Annotated in this window: 14 protein-coding genes and 1 pseudogene; 11 read left to right on the top strand and 4 right to left on the bottom strand. The window is 69.2% G+C overall.

Features of this window, described 5'->3' with window-relative positions; all coding sequences use genetic code 11:
• Window positions 1-526: 526 nt before the first annotated feature.
• Together ACFYS8_RS29655 and ACFYS8_RS29650 are read left to right on the top strand one after the other, a co-directional pair.
• The gene (locus tag ACFYS8_RS29655) at window positions 527-2260 is read left to right on the top strand and encodes a tyrosine-type recombinase/integrase (RefSeq protein ID WP_387646716.1); all 1734 of its coding nucleotides are present in this window, start codon (window positions 527-529) and stop codon (window positions 2258-2260) included.
• Window positions 2260-2811, top strand: a complete 552-nt coding sequence (locus ACFYS8_RS29650) for a DUF6262 family protein (RefSeq protein WP_387646714.1) — start codon at window positions 2260-2262, stop codon at window positions 2809-2811. The genes ACFYS8_RS29655 and ACFYS8_RS29650 overlap by 1 nt, the downstream gene beginning before the upstream one ends.
• 99 nt (window positions 2812-2910) lie before the next feature.
• On the opposite strand, the gene ACFYS8_RS29645 is transcribed toward ACFYS8_RS29650, so the two are convergent.
• A complete protein-coding gene (locus ACFYS8_RS29645; protein WP_387646711.1) occupies window positions 2911-3465 on the bottom strand; it encodes a hypothetical protein in 555 nt (184 codons plus the stop codon).
• Window positions 3466-3640: 175 nt separating this feature from the next.
• On the opposite strand from ACFYS8_RS29645, the gene ACFYS8_RS29640 reads away from it, so the two are divergent.
• Both ACFYS8_RS29640 and ACFYS8_RS29635 read left to right on the top strand, forming a co-directional pair.
• Complete coding sequence (locus tag ACFYS8_RS29640) at window positions 3641-3787, top strand: hypothetical protein (protein WP_387646709.1); 147 nt, start codon at window positions 3641-3643, stop codon at window positions 3785-3787.
• A 97-nt stretch (window positions 3788-3884) separates the two neighbouring features.
• Window positions 3885-4595 (top strand): carbon-nitrogen hydrolase family protein, encoded by a 711-nt coding sequence (locus tag ACFYS8_RS29635; RefSeq protein WP_387646706.1) that lies wholly within the window; start codon window positions 3885-3887, stop codon window positions 4593-4595.
• 84 nt (window positions 4596-4679) lie between these two features.
• Here the strand turns inward: ACFYS8_RS29635 and ACFYS8_RS29630 are convergent, their stop codons facing one another.
• Together ACFYS8_RS29630 and ACFYS8_RS29625 are read right to left on the bottom strand one after the other, a co-directional pair.
• A complete protein-coding gene (locus ACFYS8_RS29630) occupies window positions 4680-5201 on the bottom strand; it encodes a hypothetical protein (RefSeq protein WP_387646703.1) in 522 nt (173 codons plus the stop codon).
• Window positions 5202-5210: 9 nt separating this feature from the next.
• Window positions 5211-5720, bottom strand: a complete 510-nt coding sequence (locus ACFYS8_RS29625; protein WP_387646700.1) for an MFS transporter — start codon at window positions 5718-5720, stop codon at window positions 5211-5213.
• Window positions 5721-5889: 169 nt separating this feature from the next.
• On the opposite strand from ACFYS8_RS29625, the gene ACFYS8_RS29620 reads away from it, so the two are divergent.
• From ACFYS8_RS29620 to ACFYS8_RS29610, 3 genes are all read left to right on the top strand, one after another.
• The gene (locus ACFYS8_RS29620; protein WP_387646699.1) at window positions 5890-7068 is read left to right on the top strand and encodes a M20 family metallopeptidase; all 1179 of its coding nucleotides are present in this window, start codon (window positions 5890-5892) and stop codon (window positions 7066-7068) included.
• 230 nt (window positions 7069-7298) lie between these two features.
• Window positions 7299-7838, top strand: coding sequence for an SMI1/KNR4 family protein (locus ACFYS8_RS29615; RefSeq protein WP_387646696.1), 540 nt, complete (start codon window positions 7299-7301; stop codon window positions 7836-7838).
• A 149-nt stretch (window positions 7839-7987) separates the two neighbouring features.
• Complete coding sequence (locus ACFYS8_RS29610) at window positions 7988-8482, top strand: cupin domain-containing protein (protein ID WP_387646693.1); 495 nt, start codon at window positions 7988-7990, stop codon at window positions 8480-8482.
• A gap of 72 nt (window positions 8483-8554) precedes the next feature.
• Here the strand turns inward: ACFYS8_RS29610 and ACFYS8_RS29605 are convergent, their stop codons facing one another.
• Window positions 8555-9028 carry a MarR family winged helix-turn-helix transcriptional regulator gene (locus tag ACFYS8_RS29605; protein WP_387646691.1) on the bottom strand — a complete coding sequence of 158 codons (474 nt, stop codon included), beginning with the start codon at window positions 9026-9028 and terminating at the stop codon, window positions 8555-8557.
• A gap of 57 nt (window positions 9029-9085) precedes the next feature.
• Between ACFYS8_RS29605 and ACFYS8_RS29600 the strand changes: the two genes are divergently transcribed.
• The 4 genes and pseudogenes from ACFYS8_RS29600 to ACFYS8_RS29585 all read left to right on the top strand — a co-directional run bounded on the left by ACFYS8_RS29600 (window position 9086) and on the right by ACFYS8_RS29585 (window position 11833).
• Window positions 9086-9862, top strand: coding sequence for an alpha/beta fold hydrolase (locus tag ACFYS8_RS29600; protein WP_387646689.1), 777 nt, complete (start codon window positions 9086-9088; stop codon window positions 9860-9862).
• Between the two features lie 115 nt (window positions 9863-9977).
• On the top strand, window positions 9978-10169 hold the full coding sequence (locus tag ACFYS8_RS29595) for a hypothetical protein (RefSeq protein ID WP_387646688.1): 192 nt from the start codon (window positions 9978-9980) through the stop codon (window positions 10167-10169).
• 200 nt (window positions 10170-10369) lie between these two features.
• A pseudogene (locus ACFYS8_RS29590) lies at window positions 10370-11208 on the top strand (IS5 family transposase).
• A 181-nt stretch (window positions 11209-11389) separates the two neighbouring features.
• On the top strand, window positions 11390-11833 hold the full coding sequence (locus ACFYS8_RS29585) for a hypothetical protein (RefSeq protein ID WP_387646686.1): 444 nt from the start codon (window positions 11390-11392) through the stop codon (window positions 11831-11833).
• Window positions 11834-12098 lie beyond the last annotated feature (265 nt).

Raw genomic sequence — 12098 nt, 5'->3', positions numbered from 1 at the left:
CGGGCCGCCCGCAACGCGGACCTGCTGCTCAGCCGCGGAGGGTCCGCATCGCCGTCGCCCAGGTCCGATCAGGCCGCCACCCTCGCCCGCTTCGGCGGCGCCCGCACAACCACCGGTGGGAGGGCGCGGTCACCGCACCGTGCCCCCGGCGACCGGGTTGCTGCCCGCCAAGCCATCAGCCACCATCTCACCCCCGACGAGCGGAAGTCGGCCCGGCAGCTCCTGTCGCCCGTCTCACTCTGCCTGCCCCGATCGGGACACCCGCCGCGAAAACCTCCTCGCTTGGCTGACCATCCGAAGGGATGAATCCGGCGGCAGCCACGTACGGCGCGAGCTCCTCGCCCGCGAGGGGGTCCGCAGTTGCACGAGCCGGCGACGTACGAGGGCGATCAGAAGTGGCCGTGCACGACAGCCCGGTTCACCCGGCCGGTAAGCTCCTTGCGGAGCTGTCGGGACGAGACGCCTTCGAGGCTGTTGACGAGGCGGACAGGGCGACCTTCGGCAGGCAGTGCACGGGCAGGTGGGCGTGGTCGGTGCCGAAGTCCTTGCAGACGTCGCGCCTGACCTCTTCGCAGCGGGTCGGCATCTCGCTGTCCATGGCTTCGTGCCGGTACTTCGTGACGAAGGCTTCCTGGTCACCGACCCCGCCGACCGCCTGCTGATGCACCTGTGCGAAGACCGCCCGGGCATGCCCTGGCCCGGCCACTGGACCCCGATCCGCGGCTGGCGCGAGGCCGACGAGAGCGCCCCGGAGAGCGCGGCGCGCGAAGTCCGCGAGGAGGCCGGCATCGACATCACCGGACTGCGCCGCCTCCCCGACCCGCACCACGGCCTCGGCCTCCCGCTCACCCGCGTCCTGCACGCCAGTTGGGACGGGAACGAGAGCGACCTGCGGCTCGGCGACGAGGTCCTGGCCGTTCGGATGATCCCCCCTCGACGAGGTGCCCACCCTCCGGGTCCCGCCCTGCCTGCGGCACTACCTACCGATGCTCACCGACCCGTCCGGCCCGTGAACACCCGTCCCCCTGCTACCCATTGGAGCTCCCCGTGCTGTCGCTGCGTCAAGCCGTTGCATGGACTGCCTGATAACTTCACGATGATCAGGGGCGATCTTCCCTCCAAGCCCGAGCGCAACGAGTCCGGCCAGGACTTGCCTACCGAAGTCATGGGGCGGCTCTGCACGGAGCTCGACCGCATCGAAGAGCGATCCGGTCCGGAGTCGCGGGTCGGCATCGAGTTGCTGATCGACACCGGTCGTCGGCCCGATGAGATCTGTGAGCTGTCCTTCGACTGTCTCAAGTTGGACGGCGACGGCAAACCAGTGCTGATCTACGACAACCGTAAGGAGGACCGGCCACGACGCGAGCTACCCCTGCACGAGTCCACGGCCGCAGTCATTCGGGCCCAGCAGAAGACCGTCAGGACCCGGTTCCCCGACACCCCCGCGCGGGACTTGAAACTCTTGCCATCCCCCATCCGCAACCCCCGCGGCGAAAAAGCCATCTCCGAAAGCACGCTCAGTACGAACACCCGCATCTGGGTCGATGCACTCCCCGAGATCACGCTCGACAACGGCACGGTCTTCGACAAGGCGAAGATCTTCCCCTACGCGTTCCGCCACACCTACGCGCAGCGGCATGCCGATGCTGGGGTTCCTGTGGATGTGCTGTCGAAGCTCCTGGACCACGACACCTTGGAAGCCACCCGGGGCTACTACCGCGTCAAGGAGAAGCGCCTGCGCCAGGCAGTCGACCAGGTCACCCGCCTGCAGTTCGACCGACACGGCAGCCGCATCTGGCAGCAGGCCAAAACCGTACTGGAGGCCCAACGCAACCGGCGCTCCATCGGCGAGGTCGCCGTCGCCTTCGGCCGCTGTTCCGAGCCGACCAACGTGACCGCCGGCGGCGGGCAGTGCCCACTTCGCTTCCGCTGCCTGGGCTGCGACCATTTCAGCACCGACGTCTCCTACCTGCCCGAACTCCGCAACTATCTGGATGACCTACTGCGGACCCGCGAACGGCTGAGCGCGATGTCCAGCGCAGATGACTGGGCCAAGCGCGAGGCCATGCCCTCGGACGAGGAGATCAGTCGGGTTCGGCGCCTCATCCGGCGAGTCACCGAAGATCTGGACGCGCTGACCGAGCAGGAACGCACCGAGATCAAGGAGGCCGTCGCAACGGTCCGCAAAACGCGCCAAGGCTTCCTCGGGATGCCACGAATCCGGCAGCCCCTGCCCGACGTCCGACCGGAGCGTCCGTGATGACGAGCAAGCTGAGCCCCGGTGAGCGTCTCGCTCAGGGGCGTCGCGATGACTCTGCCAGGCGCCGGGAACGCGTCCTGAAGGTGGTCAACCAACTGGCGCGCGACGGCGGCACTGTGTCCGTCTCCGCCGTTGCGCGCGGCGCCGGAGTCGACCGGACGTTCCTCTACCGGCATCCGGACCTGCTGGCCCACGTCCATGCGTTGGCAAGCGAGCCATCACCGCTCTCAGGCAAAGGGCCGACGGTCAGCAGGGCGTCTCTGCAAGCAGACCTTCTCACTGCCAACGCACGCAGCACCCGCCTGGCCGAGCAGGTCCGGCAGCTCGAACAGCGCCTGTCCGAGGCGCTTGGTGAGCAAGTCTGGCGAACCAGCGGCATCGGACCGCCCAGCGACTTCGACAGGCTGCAAGCCCGCATCACCGAACTGGAACAGCAAAACCTAGACCTCCACCTCCAGCTGGAGGAGAAAGAAGAGGAGTTGTTCGCTGCGCGGGCCACAAACCGCGAACTGACCAAGGCCATCAACCAGGAAGGAGGAGGGACCACATGACCGATCGCCACCGCAATGTCACCGACGCCTACGTGCTCCCGCACAGGGCAGATGTCGCCATCCGCGCGTAGACGGTGCCTCTATAGGCCACAGAAGCATTCAGCCATGGATCGCCCAGACGTCCCTCGGCAGCCAGTGGGAGAGATCATCGAGCGCCTCAGCAGGGTAGAATACGGGCCGGGTGAGGAGACGGTCGCCCTCTCGTTGCAAATTGATCGTCACACCGAGGGACTCCGAGGCCGGAACGCCTGCACCCATGTAGACGAGCTCGCTTTCGGGCGGCAGTGTCTCTGCTCGATCGACCATCCACTGCTCCAGCACGGAGGGCAGCCGGCCAACAAGCCTCATGCCTTCCACCGAGACCTGCGGCCCGCACAGGGCGTCGACCACGACCCCTGCAAGCCTTTCATCCCGGTAGAAGAGGTGCAGGCCGAACATCGGGTAGACCCCCTGCACGACCATGGAGACGTTCGAGTTCGCAGGAGAATGGCGTTGGTGCCCCTCGGTCTCCGCGGTGACACGGCTCATCACGGCCGCTACCTCGACGGGGCTCATGCCGAAGCACAACGGCCCCACACCCACGAACGGCTCCAACGTCCACTGTTGCCGCTCTTCGTCCGGCAACAGATGCCACCACCCCTTGAACATGATCACGGAGTCTACGGCAGTGACGGTCATCGAGGTATTGCTACCGCGCCCTACGCCCATGACCAGGCCGAGTCGAAGTTGATCGACCGATCACTCCGAGATCGCTCCCGGCCCCCGAAGCGCGGTCATTCTCCCCTGGCAGTTGTGAGCACCTCATTCATTGCCGACTGACACTTCCACTATGTGGATGGACGCCGGGGCGCTGCCCACCCCGATGTTCCCCACCTCGCACGCCGCCCTCACCGCCTACCTCACCGGCGGCGGGCGGGGCTTCTCCACCCACGGCTGGGACGGCGACGTGGATCCGCGTGCCCTGGTCGAGCAGTGACGTGCGTCATCGGGGCGGGGCTTGACGGGCACTGCGGCCAATAGGTGATCATGGGGCGTCACCTGTGCGCCTACGTTCGAACGACAGGAGTCGGAGAGTGGGAACCCCGCTGGCAGTCGCTGCGGTACAGCCCAGTTGGGCCGGGGCGGATGTCCTGGCCAACGCGGAACTGCACGCCCGGGCGATCGTGCGGGCCGAGGCCCGACTGGTCGTCTTCCCCGAACTCTCCCTCACCGGGTACGACCTCGGTGCGCCGTCACTCGCCACGGACGACAGCCGCCTCCGGCCGATCGTGGAAGCCTGCCGCGCGGCCGGCGCAGTCGCGCTGGTCGGCGCTCCGGCGCGGGACGCGGACGGCCGCGAGTACATCGCCACGCTGGCAGTGACCGGCGAGAGCGTGACCGTGGCCTACCGGAAAATGTGGCTCCACGGAGCAGAGTTCGACCGCTTCACCCCCGGCGAGAAGCCGACCGTGCTCACCGTCGACGGCTGGCGGCTCGGACTGGCCATCTGCTACGACGCGGCCGTGCCCCAACACGCCGCCGACACGGCGGCACTCGGAATCGACGCGTACGTCGCCAGCACCATCTACGGCCCGGACTCCCACAGTCGCCGCGACTCCCACATGCGTGAACGCGCCACCACCCACGCCACCTGGGTCGTCCTCGCCACAGCCGCAGGCCCCAGCGGCACCTTCGCCCACACCTCCGGCGGCTCGGGCATCTGGACACCGAACGGAGACCTCGCCACGCAGGCCGGCCCCGACGCGGGCCAGACCGTGGCGTTCAGTCTCCCCGCCCTGGCCTGACCAGCCGCGCCATCGACCCGCGCGCGGAACTGATGCCCCCGCCGGTGAGCCGGCCAACGTGACGCACCACCTGGAAGGTCAGGTTCACCCCGGCGCGCTCCAGGGGTCGGCGGCCCACTCGGTCGACCACGAGCACGCCTCACCGAACGCGGCGATCAGCTCGAACGGCAGCTCCCGATCCGCCTGCCCGATGGCCAGCGCAAGCCACCGACCGGAGGACGGCGGCTGCCACAGCCGCATGCTTGCGGCAACGTTGCTCAGGAAGCCGAGCGGCTCGGGAGCCACGAACTCGGGGTCCGGATGGTCGAACCCGAGATACGGCCACAACTCGACCGTCCTGGGGCTGCCCCAACGGGCGGTCAGCACGGTCGCCAGCGCATCGAGGTCGGCCGCCAGTTCCTCCTCGGCCGCGTCGACGGTCTCCGCGCTGCGGTCCTCCCAGAAGTCCCGACTCTCCCGCAACACGGCCACCCGGTACCCAGGCCCGCCCCACCCGCCAGCCGTGCCCGGTCGCTCCTCGTGCTCCGGGAACGGCCGGGCGCTCAGTTCGTCGATGAGCGACAGCTGGGCCTCGGTAAAACCCGTCGGACGGTGCTGACTTGCCATGCGCGCAGCCTAAACGCTGTCTCGGACGGTCCGGACCGGCGAACCCGTCAGGACGGCCGGCGACGCCGGTAGCAGGCCCAGGCCAGGGCCAGCACTACCGGCCCCCACAGCATTGCCGGCGTGATGCACACCCGGGCCAGGAGCATCACCATCCGTTGCTGTACCCCACCTCGGGCAGGACGCCCATCCAGGCGAGCGGGCCCGGCCGCGTTCCGCCGGCGGATACATCGTCTGCACGACGGACAGCACCTGCGGAACCATCAGCGCGGCGCACAGTCCCTGGACGACGCGGGCGCCGACGAGAGCGATCGTGTTCGGGGACAGCCCGCAGGCCGGCGAGGCGAGGACGAACCCGGCCGCGCCCAGGACGAACAGACGCTTGCGGCCGAAGAGATCGCCGAGCCGGCCGCCGGTGATCAGCGCGGCCCCGAAGGCGAGCGTGCAACCGGCGCCGATCCACTGGACGGTGGCGTACGGGCCGGGGGGTGAGGCGCATTTGGCCGCGAGGAGACAGCCCACTTGGATCTCTCCATGCTTCTCCGCACTGCGGGGTGTTACTGGGGCGTGAGGCGGTGCAGGGGCTGGTCCACCATGGGCGGGGAGCGGCAGCCGGAGCGCGTCCGGTGGGAACGTGCGACGTGGTGCGTGCGGTGCCGGTGTGGCACAACTGATGGGGTGGGGAGAGGGAATGAGCAGCAGTGAGGGTGACCGGGCGGCGTCGGTGATCGAGCTGGCGCAGGAACTCGTCCGCCGGCCGAGCAGGGCCGGCATCGACGACTACGGGCCGGTGCTCGAGGTGCTGGAGGACTGGCTCGGGGTCCGGGGCCTGCCGCACCGGCGGCTGCACCACCAGGGCGAGTCGGCGGGGCTGCTGGTGGAGATCCCCGGTGGGCGACCGGGTCGGTGGTGGGCGCTGGACGCCTGCGTGGACACCGCCCCGTGCGGCGACGAGAGCGCATGGTCGTTTCCCCCGGACAGCGGTGACGTCGTGTCGGGCTGGTTGCGGGGGAGGGGCAGCGCCGACTCGAAACTGGCAGCGGCGATGTTCTGCCACATCGCGGCCGACCTGGCGCCGCGCGCCGCCGAGTTGCACGGCGGCCTCGCCGTGCTGCTGGACGTCGACGAGCACACCGGCACCTTCGGCGGCGCGCGCGCCTACCTCGCCGACGAACACGCGGCCCGCCCGGAAGGCGTGATGATCGGCTACCCGGGCCTGGACGAGATCGTGGTCGGCGGCCGTGGCCTGTGGCGGGCGGTGATCGCCGTACCCGGCCCCGCCGGGCACTCCGGATCGAGCCGCACCCAGGTGGGTGCCGTCTCCCGCGCCGCCCACCTCGTCCGCCTCCTGGACGCGGCCCACCTGCCCGGCGCCGACGGCGCATCGGGGTTCCCGCTGGGGCCGAAGCTCACCGTCACCGCCTTCCACGGCGGCGCGGGCTTCTCCACCACACCGGACCTGTGCGAGCTGAACGTCGACGTGCGCACCGTCCCTGGCTTCGACGCCCGTGAGGCCGAGGCGCTGATCCGCAAGGCCGTCGCCGAACTGGACGCCGACATGCCTTCCCCACGGCCGACGGACGTCACGCCGGTGGCGAGCTGGCCGCCGTTCCGCCTGACCGAGGACGAGCAACCCGCCGCCGCACTGTTCGAGGCGACCGAGGCCCAGGGACTGCGCGTGCACGCGAAGGTCGCCGGTCCCTCCAACATCGGCAACCTGCTCGCCGGAGAAGGGATCCCGGCCACGGCCGGCTTCGGCGTGCCCTACGAAGGGCTGCACGGCACCGACGAGCGAGCACACCTCGCCGCACTGCCCCAGGTGTTCGCCGCCTACCGGCAGGCCGTCCTGAGCCTGCTGTCCCAGCCGTAGGCGGCCGCGTCCCAGCCGGGTCCCGGATTCTTTCCACCGCGATCCCATCGAGGCCCCAACTTCAGCTCTGGGGAGGAAGGTTGAGAATCGGTGCCGGATTGACGGCGGTGGAGAACCTGCGGACTGCCGGCTGCCCCGCACGGCACCCGTGGTGTCCTGGAGCTGCCCATCCGGGATCCGGTACCGGCACCAACGTCCTCAGCGTCTGCAACAAGAAGGAGTGGCACCTCGTGGTCAACATCCTCGACACCCTCACAGGCCTGCTGCCCCGTCCCGCCGACGTCCGTCCCAAGGACTGGGACTCGGTACGCCGACGGCTCGGTGCGGACCTCCCCGCCGACTACAAGGCCTTCATCGACACCTACGGCGGCGGCTACGTCGACAACTACCTGTGGATCCTCGAACCCGGCTGCGCCAACGAGTACTACGACCTCTTCGAGGCCATCGAGGAACGCGCCGAAGCCAACGAGTACCTGTGGTCCAGCAGCGAGCCGAAGCCCGCCCAACTCGACCACGCCGACGCCCGGATCATCCCCTGGGCCTCCACCGACAACGGCGAGTTCCTGTACTGGCTTGCCGAGCCGGGCCAGCACCCCGACCAGTGGACCGTCATGGTCAACGAAGCCCGCGGCCCCTGGTGGGAGCACTTCGACCTCACTCTCACCCGCTTCCTCGCCCGCTCCCTCACGGGCGAGACGCGCTCCGAGATCCTCTCCGACCTCTTCCCTTCCGATCCTCACGACTTCCGGCCCTCCGGCCTCTTCGGGTAAGGGGCAACCTCTTCGGGTAGGGGGCAACTGCCTTGCCGCCGGGGCGGTGCGGCCGGGCGGGTTTCCGGTCCGCAGGCGGCAATTGACCCATGATCTCCGGGCAGGATTGACCTTTGTGGCGGGCCATTCGGAACTCTAGGCTCGTGATCATGACGAACGTGAACCTGCCCGCGATGCTGACCCGCCGCACCGACGCCGAGACCTGTGCCGATCCCAGCAGCGTGATGACCCTGCTCGGCGAGTCGGACGCGACGCTCGGCGGTTTCACCAGCTACCGCTCCCGCTTCGCCGCCGGCGCGCCGGGGGCGCCGGCGCACTTCCACACGAAGGCGACGGAGCTGTTCTTCGTGCTCGGCGGCTCGCTGCGGGTGCTGATGGGCGATCAGGTCACCGTGCTGAACGAGGGCGATTTCCTGGCGGTGCCGCCGCGCACCCCGCACGCGTTCGCGGCCGCGCCCGGCGCGGAGGCCGATGTCCTGTTCGTCTTCACCCCGGGCCTCGGGCGGTTCGACTACCTGCGCCTGCTCGGCCGGGTCATGCGTGGCGAGGTCGATCCGAAGGAGATCGCCGAATCCGCGGAACGTTTCGACAACCACTACGTGGACAGCCCCGTCTGGCGTGCCGCACTGGAGGCATCCGCCTGAGCCCCCGCCGGACCGCACCGGTTCCGGTCCTGCGGGGGCGGCGATGCCCGGCGGCCCGGAGTGCGGCCGGGCTCAGTCGACGTCGGCGTCGCCCATGACGTGGAGGAGCCGGGACAGGACTCGGAGGCAGGCGTCGATGTCGGGGCCGGTGAGGTCGTCGGCGGCCTGGCGGAGGACTGCGCGTTCGCGGTCGAGTACCGCGGTGATGGCGGTCCGGCCCGGTTCGGTCAGCCGGATGAGGGAGGACCTCTGGTGGGCCGGGTTGGGAACGGACTCGACCAGGCCTTTCGCGGCCGCGTCGTTGACCATGCGCTGGACGAACTGGCGGCTGAGCGTCTGCGCCCTCCCCATCTGGGGGACGGTCATGGGCCCGTGGTCGCGCAGCAGGTTGAGCACGGCGCGGATTCCGGCCGACAGCCCGTCGGCGGACATGTCCTGCTCCACCGTGCGGTGGGTGCGCCGGTACAACGGCCCCACCAGGTCGAACACCTCGGTGAGTCGGTCCGTCAGCTCTTCGGGCACCGGGCCGGTGTCTGCTTCGTCCATACCGCCATGATGGCACCCCGGTTGTCATTCTCCCGCAGTAGTGACACCTTGGTTGTCATGAATGATCTGTTCTGGCTGGACACCGGCACCGGCAAACCCCTGGTCCTGCTGCACGGCGGCTTCCTGGACCACCGCATGTGGAACGACCAGATCCCCGCCCTCGCCACGCAGTACCGCGTCATCGCGCCAGACGCCCGCGGCCACGGCCGGTCCGCCAACGCCGCCGAACCGTTCCGGCACACCGACGACCTCGCCGCGCTGCTTCGACACCTGGACACCGGACCCGCGATCCTGGTGGGCGTCTCCATGGGAGGGAGCATCGCGGTCGACACCGCACTGGAACACCCCGAACTGGTCAGCGCCGTGGTCGTCAGCGGCGCCGGAACCAGCGAGCCGGACTTCACCGACCCGTGGACCCTCCGGACCTGGACCACCTGGCAGACGGCGATGGCCGCCGGCGACCTGAACGCCGCCGTCGACGCCTTCACGCTCTTCGCCGCCGGACCGGACCGCACCCTCGACGAACTCGCCCCCGACGTCGTCGGCCGCCTGCGCGAGATGACCCACAGCACCCTGTCCAAGCACACCGCCGGCGAACCCGACCTGCGCATCCCCATCCGCGACACCTGGAACCGCGCCACCCGCATCGACGTGCCCGTACGGGCCATCAACGGCGCCCTCGACTCGCCCGACCACATCACCATGGCCGAACGCCTCACCCGCGCCGCCCCCAACGGACACACCGTCACGATCGACGGGACCGCCCACTACCCCAACATGGAACGCCCGGAGGCCTTCAACAAGGCACTCGAAGACCTCCTGCGCACCCTGTGACCACACACTCACACCCCCCGGGCCGCGGCGCGCAATCTCCCGCCGCGCTGCTGTGCCCGGGGCCAGACGGGCGTCCTGTGCCGGCACTGTCGGTCGCGGGTCGTAGGTTCGGGCGGTGACGACCATTGACCCGCAGACCGCCGACCAGGTGCCCGACGTCCTGCCCGACCCGTGGGAGGTGCTGTGCGGGACGAAGTGGCCGGCGCTGGAGACCGCGTGCGGGTCGGGGGCGAAAGTGCCGCGGGTTCTGGTGCGGTTGCTCGACGAGGACCTGACGGTGCCTGAGAGGGCGTTTTGGTATTTTTGATCCCGTAAATGGCTTATGCTCATGCCATCTTGGTTACGTTATGCCCGATAGATGAACAACGTTAGTCACCTGGGCAGGGGATCGACTGTCCGTCTCGCCCGTATCCATGCCTTGAAGTCCGTCTGGTTTGAAGAAGTCACAGAAACGCCCAACAGGCAGCGGAACAGGACCCTCCGCCTCATCCGTGCCGATGCTGGGCCGTGAGCCAGCGGAAGCCGTACCCCAGTGACCTGTCCGACGCCCGATGGGCCCTCATCGAGCCGAAATTGACAGCCTGGAGGCAAGCCCGGCTCGACCGTCGGCCGACCGGCCAGCCCGCGAGGGTCGAACTGCGCGACGTATTCAACGCGATCCTCTACATCAACCGCACCGGAATCCCCTGGAAGTACCTCCCGCACGACTTCCCCAACCACGGCACCGTCTACGCCTACTACGCCGCCTGGCGCGACGAAGGAATCCTTGCCGAACTCAACTACGACCTCACCGGCCTGGCCCGCGTGAAGGAAGGACGCAAGCCCGAACCGACCGCGTCCGTCATAGACACCCAGAGCGTGAAGACCTCCACCAACGTCCCTCTGACCAGCCAGGGGACGGACGCCGCGAAGAAGATCGTAGGCCGGAAGAGGGGCTCATCACCGACACCATCGGCCTTATCCTCGCCGTGACCGCCACCGCCGCGAGCCTGTCCGAGAACGCCCTGGGAATCCACCTCCTCAATCAGGCCAAGAAGACCTATCCGAGCATCTCCAAGAGCTGGGTCGACACCGGATTCAAGAACGCCATGATCGAGCACGGCGCCGGCCTCGGAATCGACGTCGAAGTCGTCGCGAGAAAATCCGACGTCCGCGGCTTCCATGTCGTGAAGAGGCGCTGGGTAGTCGAACGAAGCCTGGGCTGGCTCATGTTGCGCCGCCGCCTCGCCCGCGACTACGAGACCCTGCCGGTCAGCTCCGAAGCCATGATCCACATCGCCTCGATCGACAACCTCACCAAACGCATAACGGACGAGACCACACCAACCTGGCGAGGGACCTACTAGCACATAAAGGGCAATTCGCTCACATCAAACGCCCTCTGAGACCCGGGAGGCACTCGGCGGCCTCGAGCCGGTTCGGCACCAGAACACCATCTACGGCGCGACCCCCGCGACCGCCCTGTTCGTCGCGGCGCTCCTCGCCCACCGCGCGCCACGGCGGGCGGGGGCGGCGGACGGTGTGGACGTGCAGCTGCTGAGCTGGCTCGCCGACGTCGCCCACGACTTCGACGACGCGTGCGTCGCGGCAGGAGACCGGTACTTCAACGGGCGCTATCTGGACGGCTACCCGGCCATGGTCGCCATACGCGCGCTGAGGCCGGTGCTTCACCGCGCCGTCGAGCCGTTCCTCGACGATCCCGAGGCCGCCGTCCGCGACACCGCACTGGCCGCCGCCCTCGCCCTCGCCGAACACCCCGCTCTGGCCCCGTACCGCGACGACCTCGCCGCCCGCGCTCGCCGCCTCCTGCTCACCGGCGACACCCGGTGGCGCCGTCGGCAGGCTCTCGACGCCCTGACCGCCTGGGGGCACGACACCACCGGCCTCGCCCGTCCCGGCGACGACAACCGCAGTCCCTACATCACCACCCAATCCCCCGACGCGGACTTCGCTGACCATCCGCCGTTCTGACAACTCCTCCCGCCACGGCCCCTCCGGCCCCGGGGTGCGGCGTGGACTCACCTGTGACGCCGGCTGGTCGGTTGCTCGTTGGTGTGGCGCTCCGAGCCTGCCGGCGGCGATCGGCGCGTGGGTCGACGGGGCGAAGAAAGGCGGGGTTCGGCGGCTCCAACATGCCGCGTTCTAGTGCCGCGTCAGGCAGCCTTTGCCCGTCAAGGAGCGGCGTCCGGTGCGTGCTATCGGCGTGCCGGACGGAAGCCCTCGTACTGGATGTACT

The sequence above is a fragment of the Kitasatospora sp. NPDC004615 genome (genome assembly GCF_042873545.1).
In the GTDB taxonomy this organism is placed as follows: Bacteria; Actinomycetota; Actinomycetes; order Streptomycetales; family Streptomycetaceae; genus Kitasatospora.
This window is presented reverse-complemented; position numbering and strand designations above follow the sequence as displayed.